Raw genomic sequence first — 22,534 nt, forward strand, 5'->3', positions numbered from 1 at the left:
TCGTGTTTTCCTGTGCTTATTTAATTTTTGTCCCAGTCTCGTCTTTCTTTTACGGAATGATTCAAGCCTTACCATCTCAGCAGATATAACAAACCCGAACGACACAGCAGGTGGTATCGTTCGGGTTTGTATATGCCTTGAGGTTTTTATAATTTAGTCATCCATCGTAGATAAATCACCGGTTGGAAGATTAAGCTCCCAGGCTTTGAGGACACGGCGCATAATTTTACCGCTGCGCGTCTTCGGCAGTTTATCACGGAATTCCAGTTCACGCGGCGCCGCGTGGGCGGAAAGTTCTTTTTTGACAAACTGCTGAATTTCTTCTTTCAGTTCATCGGACGCCTCATTTCCATCAAGCAAAGCCACAAAGGCTTTGATGATTTCGCCGCGCACAGGATCCGGTTTGCCGATGACCCCGGCTTCGGCTACCGCTGGATGCTCAAGCAGTTTGCTTTCCACTTCGAACGGGCCGACTCTCTCGCCCGCTGTCAGAATAACATCGTCCACTCTGCCCTGGAACCAGAAATACCCGTCTTCATCCATATAAGCGGAATCGCCGGACACATACCAATCGTTCAGCTCAAAATAGCTGTTGTATTTCTCCGGACGGTTCCAGATGGATCTCATCATGGAAGGCCATCCTTTTGCAATGGCGAGGTTCCCCATTCGATTCGGCGGCAGTTCGTTGCCCTGATCGTCGACAATCGCCGCCTTAATACCGGGAAGCGGCCGTCCCATGGATCCGGCTTTGATGGTCATGGATGGGAAGTTGGTAACCATGATCGCTCCGGTTTCTGTCATCCACCACGTATCATGAATCCGCAGATTGAACACTTTTTCGCCCCACATGACCACTTCCGGATTTAACGGCTCGCCGACACTCAGAATGTGACGCAGGCTGGAAAGGTCATAATTTTTGACGATTTCATCGCCCGCACTCATCAGCATACGAAAAGCCGTCGGGGCACTGTACCAAACCGTCACGTTATACCGCTCAATCACAGCGTACCATTCTTCCGGACTGAACCGTCCGCCGCGTACGACGTTGGTCGTTCCGGTAAGCCACGGAGCGAAGATACCATAAGATGTACCGGTTACCCAGCCCGGATCAGCTGTACACCAATATACATCCCCGTCTTTCAAGTCCAGAACCCACTTGGCTGTCTGATAATGCTGAATCATTGCATTGTGAACGTGCAGGACACCTTTGGGTTTACCGGTGGAACCGGATGTGTAATGGAGAATCAGACCGTCTTCCCGGTCCACCCACTCTACATCGAAATCGTTGGATGCATTTTCAAGCCGCGTCTGAAAGTCATAGTACGGACCTTCTTCTTTGACGTCGTCTCCCATGATAAATACAGTATCCAGGTGAGGCAGATCATCCACCGGAACGCGTTCAAAAAGCCGGGGGGTCGTTACAATACATTTTGCTTCACTGTCTTCAAGCCGGTCCCGGACCGCTCCTTCCATAAATGCTTCAAAAAGCGGACCGACAATGGCGCCGATTTTAATCGCGCCGAATACAGCAAAATACAATTCCGGAGAACGGGGCATGAAAATAAATACCCTGTCGCCTTTCTGAATTCCAGCGTCTTTCAGAACATTGGCTGCTTTATTTGTCCAATGTTTCATCTCCTCGAATGTATACTGTTCGTCTCTTGCAGCATCGCTGTAATACAAGGCTGTCTGATTTTTCTTTTCAGAGGAATCTGCAAAGCGGTCAATGGCTTCATGAGCAAGATTTACTCTGCCGGTTTCATACCAGCTGAATTCTTTTTCAACCTCACTCCAGTCAAATGTTTGAACGGTTTTATCATAATCTTTCAGGTTATAGTTACCGTCTACAGATGGAAGCGTTTGCACTTTCATTTAAATCTTCCCCTCTCTTTTATGTATTTGTGTTCTAAAACACATTATAATATATTGAAACTGTTCCTTCAATTTTTATTACATCTCATCACACTCCTTATTCATTTAATGGTTCTGTATATTTCATTCCACTGTATGATTTATTTAAACTTCTCATTTGAGCATATCATTATTTTATTTTGAGTATTCAAATTTTTCATGCCTTAGATACGTCCCATCATGTATAATGGTGAGTAACAATTATTGTGTTAATAAAGGTGGTACTCGGATGATCCATAAGAAGACGTATTTTTCAAAGGAACTGGAAGTGGACGGGCGTACGATCCTTATGGAAGGACCGCTTTCCGGCACCAGTATTCATAATTATGATTTCCACGAAGGGCTTACGTCTTTTAGAAAACCCGAAGAGCAGAAGAAAGCTTTAATAGGGATTGCCGACCTTCCCGAAGGGCGCATTAACGCCGTGATAGACGAAAATACCATCGTCGGCTATGTTACATTTGTGTACCCGGATCCTTTAGAGCGCTGGGCGGAAGCAGAACTGGATACCCTTTTGGAACTGGGGGCCATTGAGATTGCCGAAGAATACCGTGGCGCGAAAGTAGGAACCCGGCTTCTCGAGTTTTCCATGCTGGATGATGCCATGGAAGATTATATTATTATTTCAACAGAATATTACTGGCATTGGGACCTTAAAAACAGCGGCCTTTCCATCTGGGACTACAGAAAAGTAATGGAGCGCATGATGAATGCCGGGGAGTTGAAATGGATGGCAACGGATGACCCGGAGATATCCACCCACCCTGCCAATTGTCTGATGGTGCGGATCGGAAGCAGAGTGGGATATGATGATATGGAAACATTCGATAACACCCGTTTCACCAACCGTTTTATGTTCTAGTCCGGATGGTCTTTTCCTGTTTTATACCAGATGCAGGATATTCTCCGTTATTCACTGACAATTCAAGAAGATGAGGTGACATGACCATGCTGGTCGAAGAAATAATGAACGAAGATCCAGTGTATCTCCATGCCGGTGACTCCATTGAAAAAGCACTGAAATACATTGACCAACATAAAATCAGACATATACCCATCGTGGACGAGAACCATATCCTCACCGGCATCGTGTCGGACCGTGATATTAGAGATGCGTCTCCATCCATTTTTCATACACGTTCCCAGGAGGAACATCTAAAAAAGGCGGTCTCCCGGATTATGAGTGTCCCTGTCATTACAGCGAATCCGCTTGATGTCGTGGAAGACGCAGCCGTTGTGCTTTACAACAACGGCATCAGCTCCCTTCCTGTAACCGGGGATCATGACAATCTGCTCGGTATGGTAACAGAATCAACCGTTCTTCATACCCTTGTCGAGTTAACAGGTGCCCACCAGCCGTCTTCCCGTATTGAAGTCAAAGCCAATGATCGGCCCGGCGAATTAGCAGCGGTCACATCTATTTTTCACCGGAAACAGATGAATGTCATCAGTGTTCTGGTGTACCCGGGAAGAGACGACGTGTCGAAATACCTGGCGTTCCGTGTGCAGACCATGGATCCACGGGATGTTATTCATGACTTAAAAGAGGCCGGTTATGAAGTCAGCTGGCCGCGGATACCGGGGTTGAACGAATGATGCAGGAAGCAGCTTTTGTCTATTCAGAAAAACAACTCGCCTATAAATTAAGTGAAGATCATCCATTCAACCCTCTCCGTCTCACACTGACATATGACCTGCTGCGACATATCGGAGCTTTGGATGACGATAGTGTAAAAGCTCCGCGGGCAGCCTCGGATGAGGAAATAGCACTTGTTCATGATTCCTCCTATATCGAAGCAGTAAAAGCCGGCGGACATGGAACATTAAGCAGGGGCATCGCCAATAATTTCGGACTGGGCACCGAAGACACACCTGTATTTAAAAACATGCACGAAGCCGCCTCCCTCTTAGTTGGAGGGACATTAACAGCGGTTGATCTTGTGATGGAAGGAAAGACCGGCCATGCCCTGAATCTTGGAGGAGGACTTCATCATGGGTTCCGGGGAAAAGCCTCCGGGTTCTGTATCTACAATGACAGTGCGATTGCGATTGAGTACATGAAAAAACATTACGGAGCCCGTGTGCTTTATGTGGATACGGATGCCCACCATGGAGACGGTGTTCAGTTCACCTTCTATGAAGACCCGGACGTCTGTACACTTTCCATCCATGAAACCGGACGCTACCTTTTCCCAGGCACCGGCGATGTGTATGAGAAAGGAAGCGGTGAGGGATACGGACTCGCTGTCAACGTTCCCATTGATGCATTTACTGAGGATGCCTCTTTTATCGAGAACTATGAAAAAGCACTGGAGGAAACCGCAGCCTTCTTCAAACCGGATGTCATTTTGACACAGAACGGAGCGGATGCCCATTACTATGACCCTCTTACCCACTTGTCGACAACAATGGAAACGTACCGGGAAATCCCCCGGGCCGCCCGCCGCGTCGCGCACAAATACTGCGGGGGAAAGTGGATAGGTGTCGGAGGCGGTGGATATGATATATGGCGCGTCGTGCCCCGCGCATGGGCGATGATCTGGCTTGAAATGACCGGCCGGACAGACCTGCTCGATCATCCGCTTCCAGCGTCCTGGATTCAAACGTGGGAATCCGGATCCCCCGTGCCGCTGCCACATAACTGGAGCGATCCGGAGAACATGTATCCCTATATTCCAAGACGCGGCGAAATCACAGAAAAAAACCGAAAAATTCTCGAAAAAGCTTTGTTTCACATTCGAAACGAAAATAAAAGCGGTCCAACCCCAAGCCCCGACCAGCCTTAAAACGGAAAAAAGACGCTTCCACCTATCATTTTTGATACCCGGAAACGTCTTTTTCTCTCTGGAAATCGTTATATTGTATGGTGTCTTTATGCTCCTCCCGCCGATTGCTCCAGATCTTCTTCAAATTCCGGATCTGAAATCACAACGACAACCCGCCGGTTTTCACGCAGGTTCTCTTCTGAATCATTAGGGGCAATCGGACGGGTGTCCCCGTAGCCGACAGCCAGAAACTGATCCCGCGGCAGAGGATGATTATCAGTCAGATAGCGGATGACACTGCTCGCTCTGGCTGATGACAATTCCCAGTTTGACGGATAACGGAAAGTCGATATCGGCCGTTCATCCGTATGACCCTCCACTTTTACAAGGTTAGGGAGGGACTGAAGCAGCGTGCCGACTTTGTTTAAAAATGGTTCGGCAGCTGTCAGAATCTCTGCCTCCCCAGTTTCAAACAGAAGCTGTTCCTGCAGAACGAGAACTACCCCGCGGTCATCTCTTGTGGCTGAAATCTGATCGTTTAGGTTATGTTCTTCAAGGTACTGCCGTACTTCCCGCAGCAGTCTGTCCAGCTCCCTGTCATCTTCTGTCTGCTCTTCTGATTCAGCTGCTGATGCTTCGTTTTCGTCCTCCGTATCAGCATTGCTTTGATTCGGCTGCTCCCTTTCCATCATGGACGGCAGATTTTCAAGAATGGCCCTGCTCTGAAAAGACTCGGAAATCGCTTCGAATTTCTTGGCATCAATCACAGACATGGAAAACAGCATAACAAAAAAGACAAGAACAAGCAGAATCATGTCAGAAAACGTAGTCATCCATCTCGGCGAACCTTTTTCGGGCTCTTTTTTTCTACGCTTCATTTGCCAGTTCCTCCTGTTCCTCCAATTCATTCTCTTTGCCGTTTTCTTTCACAAATGCGCTTAACTTCTCTTCCAGAATTTTTGGATTCTGGCCGGACTGGACCCCTATCACACCTTCAATGATAATCTGTTTTGTAAAGACTTCATCTTCGGTTTTCTGCTCCAGTTTAGCTGCCATCGGCAGAAATATCATATTGGCAAGAATGGTACCGTAAAGCGTGGTAATCAGAGCAAGAGCCATATTCGGCCCAAGTGTCGCCGGATCCTCCAGATCCTGGAGCATGAGTACAAGTCCGATCAATGTACCTACCATTCCCCAGGCTGGCGCATATTCACCCGCTTTTTCGAAAAGACGCCGGCCTTTTTTATGGCGCTCTTCCATTGCCGTTACTTCCGCCATCATAATATCTTTGATGATGTCCGGTTCAATACCATCCACGGCGAGGAGAACTCCTTTTTTGATAAAAGAATCTTCCACCTCATCAAGACCTGCTTCCAGAGCAAGAAGTCCTTCCCTGCGGGCCTTGGTGGAAAGGTCGGAAAATGTATGAATCAGTTCACTCAGATTATTCTCTTTATGTTGGAAAGCTTCTTTTGTAACAGAAGGAATAAGTTTTAAATCCTGGGATGAAAAACCGATCAGCAGGGCGGCAGCCACTCCGCCCAGCACAATCGATAAAGATGCCACCTGAACAAAAAACACAACGGAACTCAAACCCGCATTCGTATAAACTGCAAAAAGCAGTGTACTAACCCCTACTACTATCCCTATAGGTGTCATTAAATCCATTTTTTTCATAAAATAATCCCTGACTCCCTGTAAATATTTTCAGCGGCTGCGATGCGGGCACTTCTCAGCAGTTAAAACGACGTAGAGTTTCGATTTTCCAGAAGATGCGGAAGAACAACAACTTCGTCTTCTACATCTTCTTTGTTCATATACTTAGTCAGCAAACGCATCGAAACAGCGCCGATATCATACATTGGCTGTACGACTGTCGTAAGTGTCGGTCTGACCATCTGGGCAAGGCGTGTGTTATCGAAACCGACAACCTGCACATCTTCCGGAACATTCCAGCCCTTGTCCTGCAGGCCGTGAATCACCCCTAGAGCCACTTCATCCGTGGCGGCAAAAATCGCCGACGGTGCCTTGTCCAGCTCCATTAACTGCTGTGCTGCTTCAAGCCCGGAATCGTATGAATAATCACCGACAGCCACCAGATTTTCGTCGAATCCATTTCCAATCTCTTCGCATGCCTTTTTGTAACCACTGAACTTCTGAAAACCGTTGACAGGATCTTCAAGCGGTCCGCTTACCATGCCGACGTTCTCTGATCCTGACCGGATTAATTCTGCTACCGCATCAAAAGCAGCCTGATGATAATCTATATTGACCGACGGCATTTCTCTGTTTTCATCCAGCGTCGCCGCTAATACGACCGGTACGGAAGAACGCTTAAAGGTTTCGGCATGATCCTCTGTAATTTCGCCTCCCATAAACAGAATACCGTCCACTTGTTTTTCAAGCATTGTATTAATTAGGTGAAGCTCTTTTTCTTTGTTTTGATCGGAATTGCACAAAATAATATTATACTTGTACATCGTCGCAATATCTTCAATTCCCCTTGCCAGTTCAGCAAAAAATATGCTCGAAATGTCGGGAATGATCACTCCGACGGTTGTTGTCTTTTTACTGGCCAGACCTCTCGCCACAGCGTTGGGGCGGTAGCCCAGTCCTTCAATAGCGTCCAGCACTTTTTTCCGGGTGGCCGGCTTTACGTTTGGATTGCCGTTTACCACGCGGGAAACTGTCGCCATCGAAACTCCTGCTTCTCGTGCTACATCGTAAATTGTTGTATTCAATGGAAAGCCTCCTCTAGTTTCCTTTCATTTTTTTTCATACGTACTGTAATCATATTATAACTGAAGGAGGTTCCGCAATTCCTCTCCCTGGTTATATCGGTAAAACAACCGAAAATTACACCGTGATATACAAATTTGACATATTTCCTGCCTTCTATATGATTACATTCCGCCTCATGTCTGCTTTTGGCTGGCACTTTTCCACAAAAAATGCGCCCCCCTTTTCCGGGAGGCGCTGGTGTCGTTCACTTGTAAAGTCCGGTATCGCGGAGGTTCTTAACGAACGAGTGGAACTGATCGATATCCATCTGCTGCGCGGAGTCGGACAAGGCCACAGCCGGATCCGGGTGTACTTCTGCCATAACGCCGTCGGCACCTATGGCAAGCGCTGCTTTCGCCGTAGGTTCAAGAAGGTCACGGCGGCCGGTTGAGTGCGTCACATCGACAAATACCGGCAGATGTGTTTCTTTTTTCAGGATCGGCACAGCCGAGATATCCAGGGTATTTCTTGTTGCTTTTTCATACGTACGGATGCCGCGTTCACAAAGTATCAGGTTATTATTGCCGTTGGCGAGCACGTACTCCGCCGCTTTCATGAATTCATCAATGGTTGCCGAAAGTCCACGTTTTAACAGAACAGGTGTCTGATGGGAACCGGCTTCTTTCAGAAGATCAAAGTTCTGCATATTCCGCGCACCGATCTGGATGACATCCACATAGTCGGCAGCCATTTCTACGTCTTTCGGATTCATAATTTCACTGATAACACTCATATCCAGTTCGTCTGCTGTGCGCCTGAGAATTTCCAGACCTTCTTTTCCGAGACCCTGGAAATCATAAGGGGAGGAACGGGGCTTGAACGCGCCTCCTCTGAGAAGGTTGAGTCCCTGTTCTTTCATAGCGGATGCTACTTCATACACCTGTTCATAGCTTTCCACAGAACACGGTCCCATGATCAGACGCTGCTGACCGTCACCCACTTTTTCACCTTTGAGATCAACAATGGTATCTTCAGGCTTTTTCTTTCTTGATACAAGAAGTGCTTTGCGGTTGTCGTCTTCCTGAAGTTCCAGACTTGCCTGAAAAATCTGTTTAAAGAGATGCTGCATCGTGCTCGTTTCAAACGGTCCTTCGTTGTTTTCTGTAATCATGTCCAGCATCTTACGTTCGCGGACCGGGTCAAACCGGTTTTGTCCCGCACGGCTCTTCACCTTACCGATCTCCTGTACGAGACCTGCCCGTTTATTAATAAGCTCCAGCAATTGAAGGTTTACATCATCCAGCTGTTCTCTGAGCGCTTCCAGTTCTTCATTACTCATCTCTTCCCCACTCCTTACGTGATTTCCCTTTTCTCTTGATATGTGTTACATTTTTAATGATTAAGACCTATTATATAAGATGAGAACCGAAATGTCAGCCCCTTTTTCTTTGTTAATTGAACGCTTTTAAGCGTTAAAGTATTTTTGCCTTTAACACCAGCTTTTCTTTTATTATACGTATTAAAAATTTTCGAGGTGTATGTAATCATGACAGATAATGGGGAGATTATGTATGCGCTGGACATCGGTACCCGCTCCGTTACCGGGTTAATTCTTAAACAGCGCAGCGGGTCATATGAATTGATCGATGTCGAATCCAGAGAACATAAGGAACGGTCCATGATGGATGGACAGATTCATAATGTAGCTGCTGTCAGTGATGTTATCCAGGAAACCAAAGCAGCACTGGAAGAGCGTCACGGACCGCTGCATAAAGTGTGTGCTGCAGCTGCCGGGAGATCGTTAAAAACCCAGCGTGCATCGATGGAACTTGATATTTCAGGACAGCCCTGCGTGTTCGAAGGAGATATCGCTCCGCTCGAACTCGGAGCGGTCCAGAAAGCGCAGCACCAGCTTGCTTTTGAAACCGAACGCGATTCAGACAAAAGCCTTCAGTATCACTGCGTAGGGTATTCGGTTGTTGCTTATTATATTGATGGACAGGAGATAGGGAGTCTTCTGGACCAATCCGGAGAAAAGGCGTCCGCCGATGTAATCGCCACTTTTCTCCCGAAAGTTGTAGTGGAATCGCTCATAAGTGCGCTGCAGCGGGCGGACCTTGAACTGGAAGCTTTGACACTGGAGCCGATTGCCGCGATCAATGTGTTAATTCCCCCATCGATGCGCCGCCTGAATGTCGCTCTCGTCGATATTGGAGCGGGAACATCGGATATAGCCATTACAGATCTTGGAACTGTCACTGCCTACGGCATGGTCCCGGTAGCAGGCGATGAAGTGACCGAGGCACTGAGTGACGAATTTCTGCTGGATTTTCCCGATGCGGAACGGGTGAAACGGAATCTTGCAGCGGGAGAGAATGTTCTTGTCACAGATATTCTCGGAATGGAAACAGAGTATCCGCCTGAAGATGTAATTTCCCCCATCCGTCCGTCTATTAAACAACTTGCCGCAGAAATCAGCTCGGAGATCCTGACCCTTAATACGAAACCGCCAAAGGCTGTTATGCTCGTGGGTGGAGGCAGTATGACCCCTGAAATTTCCCGGCATTTAAGCGAAGCCCTCCATCTTCCGGAAAACAGAGTGGCACCGAGGGATATCGAGGCTATTAAAAATCTGTCTTTTGAAGGGATTCATCCCGGACCGGAACTTGTCACCCCTGTCGGTATTGCTATTGCGGCCAAAGAGCATCCGGTGGAATATATTCCGGTCTATGTGAACGGCAGATCCATCCGCCTTTTTGATGTAAAGACCCTGACGATTGGAGACGCCGTGCTTGCATCCGGCTTGTCCATCCGGACATTATATGGAAAACCGGGCGACGCTATGGTGATTACATTAAATGAGCGGATCGTATCCATTCCGGGGACGCGCGGGGAAGCACCGGTTATTAGAAAGAACGGCCTCCCTGCTTCCATAAAGGATCCCATTGCTCCGGGGGATGAGCTAGTTCTGGAAAAAGGGGAGGACGGTCAGCCTGCCTCTGCAGCGTTCAGGGATATTGTTGACGAAGCACCGGAAATGAAACTTGTCATCAATGACCGCAAGTACTCGATTCCACCGCTGTATGTGCAAAACGGCAGAAGGGTAGCCCCTGAAACGACACTGAATGACCGTGACGATTTGGTGTGTAGACTTCCTGAAAGTATCCAGGAAGTGTGGGAGATCATGAAATGGACGATACCTGCGTCAGTAGAGCATTCCGTGTATTATATTGACAATAAAGAAGTACCACCTCCCCAAGACTTGTATCCATTCCACCGGAACGGTCATCCTGCCTTTCTGCAGGAGCCTGTACGTACGGGGGATAACATTGTAACAGACCAGGAACCCAAAACAGTTACCGTGCGGAGTCTTCTTGAACATCAGGAAGTGCAGACGACGGCGCAGCAGCGTGTTTTTTTTAATGGAGAAACGGTAAACATGGAAAAGAAGATTATTGAAGCTGACATAAACGGGGAAAAAGCCGGACTGGACGACCAGGTGGCTTCCGGGGATCATATTACGACGGAGAAAACGATGTCTTCCCTTGATTTTATTGTACAGGACGTCTTCTCCTACGTTACGGTCGATCTTCAGTACAATGCAGAAAAAACGTGGAACCTTACAAAGAACAGACAGCCGGCTTCGTTCACGGAAGCTCTGCACGGCGGTGATCACATTGAACTGCAGCTGTTCGATAAAAGCGAAAAACGCTCTGCCGAATAACGGCAGAGCGTTTTTTTCATTTCCAGTTTACGTTTGATCTTTTTCTTCCGTGGATGCGTGAAGATCGCGGACATCTTCTTTTACGTTGTTCACACCTTCCTGTTCTGCTTCCAGATCTTCGGATATTTCTTCGGCCAGCTCATCTGCTGTCTTTTCCTGGCTGCCTTCATTTCCGGAAGAAGCTGTCTCTTTCACTTTGCCGTAAAGCTGGGAAGACTGTTCGGAAACATTTTTAGCAATTTCAGATGATTTCTCGCGCGCGTATCCCGCCCACTGTGATCCTTTTTCGTAAGCACTGCTTGTCATCTCATTAGTTTTCTCTTTGGCAGAGTAGGCTCCTTCTGACAGCTCACCGCGCAGCTCTCTTCCAGACTTCGGAGCCATTAACAGAGCGGAGCATGCGCCGACAATACCACCAATTAACGTGCCAATAACGAAATCCTTCGTGTTCATATCAGACATAGTACATCATCCTCCTGTTGAATACGTGTTTTCATTCTGACTCACTTCTTTTTTGCGCTTGCGGTCCTGCCATTTTGTATACAAATCAATGGCGGCATTGCCCCACTGTACAGCCTGGGCAACCTGTTCAGACTGCTCTCTGGAGTGGCGGCTGATGGAATCCGACATATCCTTAAATGAATAGTTCACATTTTCCAGAGAATCTCCCACATCTTTCAGAGACGTAAATAAACCGTTCAATGATTCGGTTTTATGTTGAACATCATCTGCTATAACATTGGTTTTCTGGATCAGCTGTTCTGATTCACTTGTAATACCTTGCACCTGCTTTTCCATGCGCTCCATCGTGGTGGATACCTTCTCCATCGTCTGGGTGGCAGCTTTTAATGTTTTAATAAGGTAAATGACTAAGACTGCGATGGCAATTGCGACTATCAGCGCACTTATGTACACTAGTTCCATTGAACGATTACACCTCCTTCGTGTAAGTGTACCACGAATCACACCACATGAAACATAAAATCTGATTCTTCGATTACATATTTGTTTCTTCGGGCCCGCGGGATGCGGGTCAGGTCGGCGCCCGCCACGACGTACTCCCGCAGGATGCGGTGGCTGCTGCGCCCGGCACAGGACGTGCGCAGATTTAGTAGAAGGTCCTCTTTTTCAGCCGATCATCCTCTTATTCTCTTCGACAATCATTCCTGAATTCCTTGTCGACGATGCATATTATTTTGTTTTCTGATCAGGAAAAGATGGCACCAGACGTGCCGGAGGTATACATTAGACTTTTAGATAAATAAAGAAGCTGTACCTTTTTGATACAGCTCCACAGTGAATTATACGAGTTGTTTTTCATAGGCTGCCTGGAATTTCTGAATGTCACCGGCACCCATAAAGAGAAGGATTCCGTTTTCATGTGCACCCAGGGAATCCACCTGCTCCTCCGTAATGACACAGGATCCCGGTATCTGATTCTGGAGGTCTTCGATCGATAATGCACCATCTTCTTCCCGTGCCGAACCGAAAATATTGCAGAGGTAGACTTGATCGGCTTCCCGCAGACTTTCAGCAAAAGCATCCAGGAAAGCTTTTGTTCTGGAAAACGTGTGCGGCTGAAAAACAGCTACAATTTCCCGGCCTGGATACTTCTGGCGGGCTGCTTCCACCGTTGCATTAATTTCCGTCGGATGATGGGCATAATCGTCAATTAATATCTGGCTTCCTGCCTCTTTTTCCGTAAACCGGCGCTTTACACCGGGAAAGGAAGCAAGCTGCTCTTTAATTATATCCGCCGGTACTTCTTCATAATGGCAGAGAGCAATGACCCCGAGGGCATTCAGTACATTATGTCTGCCATATCCCGGGATGGTAAACGTACCCAAACGGTCTCCACGGATTTTTACATCAAATGTTGTTCCCTGCTCATCTGTCTGAATGTTCTCTGCATTGAAATCATATTTTCCTTCTATGCCGTAATACACAATCGGTACCGGAACATTTAATGTTTGAAGATGTTCATCATCCCCGCACGCTACAATGCCTTTCTTTACGTTACGGGCCATTTCCTCAAATGCCCGGATCACATCATCGACATCTTCAAAATAATCAGGGTGGTCAAAATCAATGTTGGTCATCACCGCATAATCCGGTTCATAGTGGAGAAAGTGACGTCTGTATTCACATGCTTCGAACACAAAATATCTGCTTTCTTCTTCTCCTTTCCCTGAGCCGTCCCCTATTAAATATGACGTCGGTTTATAAGCTCCGATCACATGAGCAAGCAGCCCTGTTGTAGATGTTTTACCGTGGGATCCGGTTACGGCAATTGATGTGAACTGCTGCAGAAATCCTCCCAGAAAAGAAGGGTACCGGTGTACCTGCATGCTGCGCTCTCCGGCTTCTTTAATTTCAGGATTGCTTTCTCCGTAGGCCGGTGAAGCAATCACATGCTGATTGTCAGATATATTTTCTTTCTGAAAGGGGAAAATGGGTATTCCTTTGTACTCCAAAGGAAGCTGGGTGAAAAACTTCTTATCTACATCAGAACCCTGGACGTTATAGTTCATATCGTGAAGAATCTGTGCCAGGGCGCTCATTCCTGAACCTTTAATTCCTATAAAATGATAGGTAGTCATAGTTGTGGCCCTCCATCTTATCCTGTTGCCCGGTTCCACCACCGGAACCGAAGCGAAAATACACGGGCTTCTTTCCTTTAATTACTCAAACACCTACATCATTATATCAGAAACGTATCAAAGCTCCAATACAAAGTGAAACTTCCATTCATCGTGCTCTTCGATGAATAAGTGGATCAAAGGCTAAAAACGTCACGTCCTGTGACAACGCCTTTGTGACTCCCATCCTGGGAGCCCGAACCAGTCGGGGTGCCAGCAGCCGTCAGCATCTGGTTCCGCTTTTTGAACCAGATGCTTTACGGATGCTTGCACCGGGACACAGTGAAACTTCCATTCATCACGGTCTTTTGATGAATAAAGTGGATCAAAGGCTAAAAACGCCACGTCCTGTGGCAACGCCTTTGTGACTCCCATCCTGGGAGCCCGAACCAGTCGGGGTGCCAGCAGCCGTCAGCATCTGGTTCCGCTTTTTAAAACAGATGCTTTACGGATGCTTGCACCGGGACACAGTGAAACTTCCATTCACAGGGTCCTGCACGGGAAAGGAGAAGAGCATTTCCAGGGAAATGATTAAGGATTTGGTTCTGTATACACATACCACGAAGCCCCATTCTCCTTCATAAAACGAAGTCTGCGCTGTTCTTCTTCTTTTTTCTCGTAACGTTGTTTCCATTCTTTGAGCCGGGTCTCATTTTCAGGAATCGACAGTGGTACAACAGGGCTGAAGACCCTGTTTTCAAAGCCGCAGTAAACCGAACGGACAAGGATACTCGACGTTTTCTGCGAAAGCGGCACGTCACCGGTTAAAGAAGACAGCCTTTTTTCTTCTTTTTCCCAAAGAGGGGAGACAGTGGCGGCGCCGTTATGCAGGCTTAACACCTTGTATGGCTCCAGCGCAGCCGTTAATACGAGACCGCTCAGCTGTATCTGGGACGGAGGCAGGACAGCACTGTTTTCTTTAATAAACATGTCAAACAGCCTGCTCCCGATAACTGTCACATAATCAAAGGCAAACCAGTCCTCAAAATACCGCCGCCACGGCTCTTCCTCCAGCTCTTGAGTATCACACCCGGCCTGTTCGGCAAACATATGCTTTGCACGTACTTTTTCGCGCAGGTTCGTGTTATGTTTGAGCCAGTTTGAGTAGGCATCAAGCAGCGCCGTCAGATCATGGTCCGCCTGTTTCTGCTTTTCTCTGCGGTGTTTCTCAAAGTCCGGAACATTGGATATCATCAATACCGTCCCCCTCTGCTTTTCTAGACCCGCTCCAGACGGGGGTTCGGCCGGTAGACCCGTCCTGCTTTCGCCTCATGTTTATCATCTATTTTTACATTATCCCCGGTAAAGCCGATATGAATCTGGAGAAGACTGCTTCCGACACCGTAAAGATCAATCGGAACATTCATATCTTCGTATTCATTGATTTTCTCTGCCGTGAAGCCTCCGCTCGCCATTATTTTCACATGGTTATACCCTTCTTCATCCAACGCTTCACGAAGCGCAAACAGAAGTTTTGGATTGGCGCCGCGCGGATCAAAGGCTCCCATCACTTCAGGATGGCGGCAGAAATATTGATCCACCATATGATTGGAGGTATCCACCCGTACTCCTTGAAGCTCTCCGCCGAATTCACGCGCCAGTTTCAGAGAGTCCATGATGACATCATTATTATAGTCAACCAGAGCCATTAAATCATCATCGGGGTACGTCTCTTTATAGGCACGGCTGGCCGCGACAACGTCTCCTTCAAATAACTGAATCAGCGCATGCGGCATCGTGCCCATTCCTTCTTTCCCCCACCATTCACTCATCGCATGAGTAGCCTGGGCTTTTGACCCTCCGATATAGGCGGAGTATCCGTCACCCGCCTGCTGGGTGAAATGATCATCCCGGTCCCCCATAAAGATTACCGGTTTACGCGCCCCTGACTTACGGGCTGCTTTCACAACATTATATACATTCGTTGCAACAGATGTGCGGCGCGCGAAAATACCGTCAATCAGCCCTTCCAGATGACCGAAATTCTGGTATGGACCTTCGATGGTAAGGACCGTTTCATACGGTTCCACCTTGTCTCCGTCTTCGAGGGAGTGAATGACGAGCTCTTCGGGGTTTTTGGCAAACGTCTTGATTAAAGCAATCACTTCATCGGTTCCGCAGAGAACAGCATGCTTTTTCTGGAAAAACTGCATCGTTACATGTTGACTGGATTTATATTTTTCGGCAATTTCTCTTGTTTTCAGAAAATAAACAGCAGAAAACCAACCCTCTCCGACCCGTTCATCGAATTTGAACGTTTCATTTGTCAATCGCTTGATGTCCCCCTGCATTTTCAGTTCGATTTCTTTCATCTGCCTGCTCCTTATAATTAAAGAATAATTTCATTGTTTTCTATCAAAAGATAAAAGAAAAAGCTGTTTCAAAGAAGCACATGGCGCCGCTTTTCTTTCCAGAGCGCCTTATACCTTTTGAAACAGCCTTTGTTTAAGCAGCCTCATTTCCGGATGCCCCTCGGCTTTCAAGCTTCTTCCTCAGTGAACCATGTCGTGTTGGCCCTGTTCCATAATAACAGCTTCGAGAATTTCCTGTACATCTGCTTCCTTAACGTCTCTCAGACCGTCCTGAAGCACAATCGGAGTATCCTTCTCTTCCTGTTTCAACAGTTCCAAAGCCTCCGGGTACAAAAATTCCAACAGTACATTCAGCTGAATCTGTTCCATAAGAGCTCCTCCTTCTTAAGAAGTATGCCGGCTTCGGAATATCAGCCTGCTCCGTGATCATTCAAGAAAAACACTGTCACGGTGCACAGGCAAGTTCATGAATGCTGTGGTTCCCTGTCTCTTTCTATATTATAGAATGCGGAAAAGAAAGACAAGCTTTTTGCTGGGATATCAACTCGTCAACTGCTGATCTGTTCCTGAATATCATGTTCACTTAACAATACTCTTCTCGGTTTACTTCCATTCGCTTCAGAAATAATTCCCTGATTTTCCATCATATCAATAAGACGCGCGGCTCGGTTATAACCGATGGAAAAGCGGCGCTGCAACAGCGAAGAAGAAGCACCTCCCTGTTCTGATACAAAAAGACAGGCGTCCGGAAACAGTTCATCACTGTTTTCCTCCTGTTCTGCTTTTTTCTGAAGATCTTCCCGCTTAAAAATGTAGGAAGGCTCTTTTTGCTGCTTCACGAAATTCGTGACGGCATCAATTTCTTCATCCGTCACAAATGTTCCCTGCACCCGGAGAGGCTTCGCTGTACCGTTTTGATGGAACAGCATATCACCTTTGCCTATAAGCCGTTCCGCGCCTCCTGCATCCAAAATGGTGCGGGAGTCAGCCTGCGATGACACAGCAAAAGCTGTACGGCTTGGAATGTTGGCTTTGATCAGACCGGTGATGACATCAACAGAAGGACGCTGGGTGGCAACCAGAAGGTGTATGCCGCATGCCCGCGCTTTTTGGGCAATCCGGCAGATGGCATCTTCCACGTCCTGCGGGGATACCATCATGAGATCAGCCAGTTCATCAATGACAATGACGATATACGGCATTTTATCCGCGACATTTTCCATTTTCTCATTGTATTTCTTAATATCCCGTACGCCTTCAGCTGCCAGTTTTTCATAACGCTCATTCATTTCAGCGACAGCCCGTTTCAGCCCGGCGGTCGCTTCTTTGGCATCATTGATGACCGGCGTCACCAGATGGGGGATGTCTTTATAGGAAGCCAGTTCCACCATTTTAGGGTCAATCAGCATCAGTTTTACTTCATTGGGATCAGCTTTATACAAAAGACTGAGAAGGATGGAATTAATACATACACTTTTTCCGGATCCGGTGGCACCTGCGATTAGTCCGTGCGGCATATCCTGCAGATCGGTGACAATCGGGGAGCCGGATATATCAAGTCCCATCGCAACCGTAAGAGGGGACTCTTTTCGTATAAAAGCGTCCCGCCGCAGAATTTCCCGGAGAAGAACAGGATCGCTTTCTGCATTGGGAACTTCTATGCCGATTGTGTTTTTTCCGGGGATGGGAGCTTCCATTCTCAAATCTTTTGCTGCCATCGAAAGCTTTATGTCATCGGTGAGATTGGTGATTTTATTCACTTTCACCCCTGCGGCCGGCTGGACTTCGTAACGTGTAACAGAAGGTCCTTTTGTCATATCGACTACTTCGGCATCGACGTTGAAATTCCGGAGTGTCTGTTCAAGCTGCTGCTTCTGGTATGAAAAATCTTCTTCCTGCATGCCGGATTTTTTCGGGGGCTGCGCGAGCAGCTGGATCGAAGGAAACTGATAGACGGATGTATCAGCGGCTTCCGTCGTTTTACCGGCAGATGCACGTTCCGGCTTCCCTTCAGGATGACGGAGCACATTAAACGGAACGGCGGAGCGTTCAGCCGTTGATTCGGTGCGGGGAGCCTGTGCTGATTCACGCTCCCGGCGCCTTCGTTCCTGGCGGCTGGCAGGGGAAGCAGGGGCCGGCTTTTCATTGCGTTCCTCTGCGCTCTCTGTTTCTTCTATTTTTTCTGTTTTCTCCGTTACTTCCAGTGTTGTTCCTGTTTCCACAGCCGGCCCTTCCTCATCCGTTCCTGCATGTGCTTCATGCTTCTCTTTGTTTTCTGAAGGCGGCGTTTCAATAGCGGCCGTAACGGTTTCCTCTTCCGGCGGCACGGCAGACACAGCAGGGGTGGCTTCAAAAAGCTCAGGCTCCTGCCCGGTTCGTTCGTCTTCCTGTGTTTCCTGCGGTTGAACCATTTCTGCATGTTTTTTCAGGTAACTGGAATGAAGCGGAACGTTTTCAAAGCCGAATATGGGAGATGGAATATGTTCTGCAGTGAAATCATTTCCCTGGAAATATGCGCGGGAGTCCTCCTTTTTATTTCCCACCGCTGCAGGTGCCTGATTTTCCTGTTTTTCCGGCGGCGTAGAAAAACGTTCCTTCTGAGCTTTTTTGTTTTCTTTATCTTTTTCCGTCTCCCGCTTCTGCAATTTCAGATCCAATTTGTCCGACTCGCTTTTGGGGTAATAATGCATCATTTTAATGCGCGAATCCGACTGTTTATGAAGCTGTGCGGGTCTGCTTCCGGCAGCCGTGCTTCCTGCTTCTTTTCCCTTTTCTTCCTCAACGGAAGGCTCGTCGTTTCCCCAAAAGAAACGCTGCATTTTTTCTTTCAGCCGTTGAAAAGAACCAGCCATATTATCTTTCTCCTCTTTCCGGAATGTCATCATCAGCGGGGAATGCAGCCAAAGGGCAGCGGCGTTTACTGCTCATGATACTGCATCAGGAAGTCCCCGCCTGTCGTGTAGGAACTGTCCAGCTCGAGTATACCTTTTTCCGACGGTGCATCAGGAAGCACCAGTTCTTTAGCAGAACATATCATACCGCTTGAGGAAACGCCGCGGAGTTTTGATTTCTTTATTTTCATTCCGGAAGGCATTACAGCTCCCGGTTTGGCGACGACGACTTTCTGGCCTTTTTTGACGTTTGGAGCACCACATACAATCTGCAGTGTTTCCGTGCCCGTATCTACCTGGCAGACACTCAATTTATCCGCGTCCGGATGGTTCTTTTTTTCCGTAACGAGACCGACAATAAAAGGCGGTTCTTCCGGAAGAGAGACGTTATGCTGCTCCAGTCCGTTTTCGGTTAACGCATGATTGATCAGGTTCTTCAGCTCATCTGTCAGCGCGCACATGCCGGTCTGATTGATTTTTCCGTAGGACGAAGCATGAAAAATATGATACCCGGCTGTTTCTTTGCTTTCTTTATCAAAGAGTACCGCCACGTCACCACGCTGCTGTGTTCCCCGGTTCTGTTTATCGATTTCTTTCAGGGAAACAAGAAGCGTATCCCCAATGCCTTTGTAGTTGTAAAAAACGTTCATGACTGCTTCTCCTTTTTCTTTGAAATTCCTTTGTTATTGTAGCACAAACCGGGGCGCGGTGGGCTTTTAATTCTCCGGTTTTTTCCGCGCGAGAATAAAAATTGGTTCGAGCCCTCCATTTTCGTACAGGAATGGGAGAGCGGTCACGGGAATCCGGCCGTTGTTGAAAAAGCGGAACGCCATCTGACCGAGAACGTCATAGCCGGCGTCATTCTGAATATCGGCAATGATCAGCACATCCTGATGCGGCACTGCGACAGCCATATCACCTGTTACCCTGGTATCCATTTCTTCCATGAAGGCTTCATGAAGAAGACGGCTTGCATCGTATCCATCATTGGAGTTGATAAAATAGAATGTATTTCCCGCCACTTCGTCCGTTTTGTAATTATTTGGGAGTTGACGAACATTGAACAGGGCGATTTCTTTTATCTGTTCTTTCGAAAATCCTTCTTTGTTCACCGTCTCTTCTTCCAGCATCGTATAGGCATCTCCCAGATCCAATGCATAATAGATTCTGGTTTCAGCGGTGTGTTCGGAGAAAAGCAGCGCCCGGCCTTCTTTTGTTTCGGTCGGAAAGGAGGTGGACCGCAGCACCGGATAGATGCTTTTTTCCTTCCCTTGGAGGACCACGTTACGTTCCATCGCTTCAAAGGAAGCATCAATGAACATGACCGCCTCTTCCAGCGCTTTTTCATGATTGGTGTCATTTTTGGCGAGCAGTTTATTTAAATCAAGGTCGAGTCCTTTGTTCAGCCCCGTGTGTTCCACCCGGAGCGAACTTTTTTCTTCGTCGAATATAAATTCCCGGTTATTTTTCGCAAGCTGTTTTTCCAGCCTGTTTCTGAATTCCTGTAAGTCCATCGTTATCTCTCCTCAAAAGCATTATCCATGCTTTTCAACGGTATTTTCTTTAGTTTAACACGAAAAAAACCGGTACATAAATCAAGGCACGTCGTCACCCTTGATCAATGGTCATATCACCGTATATAATCCACTGCTTTTTCCTCATCCATTCCGATACGAGCAGACTTATGATGGCGGGGCCTGCAAGATGGGTGAGAAGCATAGCCAGCAGCACATCCACATGAAATCCCATCACCGAGAACGTCATAATCTGCCCGACGAGGCCGCTTGTCCCCATTCCTGCCCCTGATGCATTGTTTTCCATCAGAAAAACCATAGTTGAAAACGGGGCAAACACAGCTCCTGCTATCGTCGGCGGCAGCAGGATGGCCGGCTTCCGGACAATATTGGGGACCTGCAGCATGGACGTGCCGATACCCAGTGCTGCAAGGCCTTGGACACCGTTTTCCCGGTAACTGCTTACCGCAAATCCGACCATCTGTGCGGAACATCCTACGGCGGCAGCACCGGCGGCAATTCCTTCGAGCTCAATCATAATAGCAATCGCTGCGCTAGATATCGGGGCGGTCAGCGCAAGACCCATCAGGACCGCCACAATGATCCCCATGATAAACGGCTGCTGTTCTGTCGCCCACATTACCACATCTCCGAAACCAACCATTCCGCTTTGAATGACAGGTCCCAGAAAATAAGCCGTCGTATACCCTGCTGCAATCGTTACAAATGGTGTAACAATAATATCCAGTTTCGTTTCTTTCGATACAAGTTTCCCGATCTCAACAGACAAGAGCGCCGCAATAAACGCCCCTGCCGGTCCACCCAGTTCCGCTCCGGCAGCACCTGTGATCACAGCGGAAAACAAAACAAGCGGTGGAGCTTTCAACCCATAAGCCACCGATGCACCAATGGCAGGTCCCATGAGATCCATCGCAAGCTGCCCCATCTCTTCCAGAAACGAAAACATGAGCTGTTCCCCGATAGTGCGTATAATAAGGCCGATAATCAACGAAGAAAAAAGACCGAGAGCCATGAAGCTCAATGAAGTAACAGCATATGTCTTTACAGATAAATTTACACCTTTACGCAAAAAAAATTCCTTCATCGTTCTCCCCCTGACAGTAAAGAATTGTGATATGTTTCACTTTTTCTTATCGTACCCTGCCTCTGCATCGATTGACAAGAGGGAGGATGCATTTCATGATAAGAATATATCATTTTATACATAAGGGAGGCTGCAGCATGGAATTAAACGTATATCTTGCAGGACAAATTCACGATGACTGGAGGCAGGAACTGAGAGAACTGGCTGAAAAACAGGAACTACCGCTTCGGTTTTTCGGTCCGATGGAAAACCACAGCCGTTCCGACAATATCGGCGAAGAAATTCTCGGCAGCCAGCACGATGCTGTCCAGAAAGATGATGCTGCGTCCGACTTTAACAACCTGCGTACCCAGATTCTGATGCAGAAATCCGATGTAGTCATCGCTCTCTTCGGTGAAAAGTACAAGCAGTGGAACACCGCGATGGACGCCGGAGCCGCTGCCGCCATGGGCAAACCGCTCATTCTCATCCGTCCGGAAGACCTTCACCACCCGACAAAAGAACTCGCCAACAAAGCAAATGTTGTCGTTGAAACAAAAGAACAGGCCCTGCAGGCTCTTTCCTACGTATTCGAAACCACATAACACAGCTGTCAGCATGAAATCACAAAGAGTCTGGGACAAAAGTAAAATAGGCGGAGGAAAACACGAATATTTTGCGGCGTTGTTCAAGGGCCGCATAGCAGCGGAGTCAAAATGCTCCGGCTCCGGCTCAGAACAGCACGAGTCACGGGTACCCCGCAGGAAGCAGGGTACCCGTGACGTACTTCCACAGGATAATGGCGTTTAAGGCGGCACCGGATACTCTAACGTGCCTTATGACTATTCATCCCACTTTTCATGCAGCGACGCGAACTCTTTGTTGCGTCGGCCCGTTCATTTTCCCGCTAAACGGAACCTGGATTCGTTCATGACGACGTTTACGGGGGAACGAAACCCTCTAAAGTGCTTTA

20 protein-coding genes are annotated in these 22,534 nt (G+C 47.7%); 5 read left to right on the forward strand and 15 right to left on the reverse strand.

What is annotated here, in order from left to right; genetic code table 11:
• Window positions 1-153 precede the first annotated feature (153 nt).
• The gene (gene acsA / locus BM124_RS13395; RefSeq protein WP_093338255.1) at window positions 154-1,872 is read right to left on the reverse strand and encodes an acetate--CoA ligase; all 1,719 of its coding nucleotides are present in this window, start codon (window positions 1,870-1,872) and stop codon (window positions 154-156) included.
• A gap of 268 nt (window positions 1,873-2,140) precedes the next feature.
• Here acsA and BM124_RS13400 point away from each other — a divergent pair, with 268 nt between their 5' ends.
• From BM124_RS13400 to BM124_RS13410, 3 genes are all read left to right on the forward strand, one after another.
• Window positions 2,141-2,773 carry a GNAT family N-acetyltransferase gene (locus BM124_RS13400; RefSeq protein WP_093338256.1) on the forward strand — a complete coding sequence of 211 codons (633 nt, stop codon included), beginning with the start codon at window positions 2,141-2,143 and terminating at the stop codon, window positions 2,771-2,773.
• Window positions 2,774-2,859: 86 nt separating this feature from the next.
• Window positions 2,860-3,507 carry an acetoin utilization AcuB family protein gene (locus BM124_RS13405; RefSeq protein WP_093338258.1) on the forward strand — a complete coding sequence of 216 codons (648 nt, stop codon included), beginning with the start codon at window positions 2,860-2,862 and terminating at the stop codon, window positions 3,505-3,507.
• A complete protein-coding gene (locus BM124_RS13410; protein WP_093338260.1) occupies window positions 3,504-4,697 on the forward strand; it encodes an acetoin utilization protein AcuC in 1,194 nt (397 codons plus the stop codon). Before BM124_RS13405 ends, BM124_RS13410 begins: the two co-directional genes overlap by 4 nt.
• Window positions 4,698-4,783: 86 nt before the next feature.
• Here the strand turns inward: BM124_RS13410 and motS are convergent, their stop codons facing one another.
• From motS to BM124_RS13430, 4 genes are all read right to left on the reverse strand, one after another.
• Entirely contained in the window at window positions 4,784-5,554 is a 771-nt protein-coding gene (gene motS / locus BM124_RS13415; RefSeq protein ID WP_093338261.1) for a flagellar motor protein MotS, read from the reverse strand.
• Window positions 5,544-6,353 carry a flagellar motor protein MotP gene (gene motP, locus BM124_RS13420; protein WP_093338263.1) on the reverse strand — a complete coding sequence of 270 codons (810 nt, stop codon included), beginning with the start codon at window positions 6,351-6,353 and terminating at the stop codon, window positions 5,544-5,546. The genes motS and motP overlap by 11 nt, the downstream gene beginning before the upstream one ends.
• Before the next feature lie 62 nt (window positions 6,354-6,415).
• On the reverse strand, window positions 6,416-7,417 hold the full coding sequence (gene ccpA / locus BM124_RS13425) for a catabolite control protein A (protein ID WP_093338265.1): 1,002 nt from the start codon (window positions 7,415-7,417) through the stop codon (window positions 6,416-6,418).
• 245 nt (window positions 7,418-7,662) lie between these two features.
• Window positions 7,663-8,736 (reverse strand): bifunctional 3-deoxy-7-phosphoheptulonate synthase/chorismate mutase, encoded by a 1,074-nt coding sequence (locus tag BM124_RS13430; RefSeq protein ID WP_093338266.1) that lies wholly within the window; start codon window positions 8,734-8,736, stop codon window positions 7,663-7,665.
• Between the two features lie 207 nt (window positions 8,737-8,943).
• Between BM124_RS13430 and BM124_RS13435 the strand changes: the two genes are divergently transcribed.
• Window positions 8,944-11,121, forward strand: coding sequence for a cell division protein FtsA (locus BM124_RS13435; protein ID WP_093338268.1), 2,178 nt, complete (start codon window positions 8,944-8,946; stop codon window positions 11,119-11,121).
• 27 nt (window positions 11,122-11,148) lie between these two features.
• Here BM124_RS13435 and BM124_RS13440 read toward each other — a convergent pair whose 3' ends face one another.
• The 10 genes from BM124_RS13440 to BM124_RS13485 form a co-directional block, all read right to left on the reverse strand.
• Window positions 11,149-11,583: a YtxH domain-containing protein gene (locus tag BM124_RS13440; RefSeq protein WP_093338270.1), complete on the reverse strand. Its 435-nt coding sequence runs from the start codon at window positions 11,581-11,583 to the stop codon at window positions 11,149-11,151.
• A gap of 6 nt (window positions 11,584-11,589) precedes the next feature.
• A complete protein-coding gene (locus BM124_RS13445) occupies window positions 11,590-12,045 on the reverse strand; it encodes a DUF948 domain-containing protein (protein ID WP_093338271.1) in 456 nt (151 codons plus the stop codon).
• 377 nt (window positions 12,046-12,422) lie between these two features.
• Window positions 12,423-13,721, reverse strand: a complete 1,299-nt coding sequence (gene murC, locus BM124_RS13450; RefSeq protein ID WP_093338273.1) for a UDP-N-acetylmuramate--L-alanine ligase — start codon at window positions 13,719-13,721, stop codon at window positions 12,423-12,425.
• Between the two features lie 570 nt (window positions 13,722-14,291).
• Complete coding sequence (locus BM124_RS13455) at window positions 14,292-14,957, reverse strand: hypothetical protein (protein ID WP_139217131.1); 666 nt, start codon at window positions 14,955-14,957, stop codon at window positions 14,292-14,294.
• A gap of 20 nt (window positions 14,958-14,977) precedes the next feature.
• Window positions 14,978-16,072: a nicotinate phosphoribosyltransferase gene (locus BM124_RS13460; RefSeq protein ID WP_093338276.1), complete on the reverse strand. Its 1,095-nt coding sequence runs from the start codon at window positions 16,070-16,072 to the stop codon at window positions 14,978-14,980.
• Between the two features lie 180 nt (window positions 16,073-16,252).
• Window positions 16,253-16,441 (reverse strand): hypothetical protein, encoded by a 189-nt coding sequence (locus BM124_RS13465; protein ID WP_093338277.1) that lies wholly within the window; start codon window positions 16,439-16,441, stop codon window positions 16,253-16,255.
• Between the two features lie 179 nt (window positions 16,442-16,620).
• Window positions 16,621-18,924: a DNA translocase FtsK gene (locus tag BM124_RS13470; protein ID WP_244504341.1), complete on the reverse strand. Its 2,304-nt coding sequence runs from the start codon at window positions 18,922-18,924 to the stop codon at window positions 16,621-16,623.
• A gap of 65 nt (window positions 18,925-18,989) precedes the next feature.
• The gene (gene ytpR, locus BM124_RS13475; RefSeq protein ID WP_093338280.1) at window positions 18,990-19,613 is read right to left on the reverse strand and encodes a YtpR family tRNA-binding protein; all 624 of its coding nucleotides are present in this window, start codon (window positions 19,611-19,613) and stop codon (window positions 18,990-18,992) included.
• Window positions 19,614-19,679: 66 nt separating this feature from the next.
• A complete protein-coding gene (locus tag BM124_RS13480) occupies window positions 19,680-20,477 on the reverse strand; it encodes a DUF1444 family protein (protein ID WP_093338282.1) in 798 nt (265 codons plus the stop codon).
• Between the two features lie 94 nt (window positions 20,478-20,571).
• The gene (locus tag BM124_RS13485; RefSeq protein ID WP_093338283.1) at window positions 20,572-21,582 is read right to left on the reverse strand and encodes a PTS sugar transporter subunit IIC; all 1,011 of its coding nucleotides are present in this window, start codon (window positions 21,580-21,582) and stop codon (window positions 20,572-20,574) included.
• A 137-nt stretch (window positions 21,583-21,719) separates the two neighbouring features.
• On the opposite strand from BM124_RS13485, the gene BM124_RS13490 reads away from it, so the two are divergent.
• Entirely contained in the window at window positions 21,720-22,166 is a 447-nt protein-coding gene (locus BM124_RS13490; protein WP_093338285.1) for a YtoQ family protein, read from the forward strand.
• Window positions 22,167-22,534 lie beyond the last annotated feature (368 nt).

The organism is Salibacterium halotolerans (assembly GCF_900115625.1).
GTDB lineage: Bacteria > Bacillota > Bacilli > Bacillales > Marinococcaceae > Salibacterium > Salibacterium halotolerans.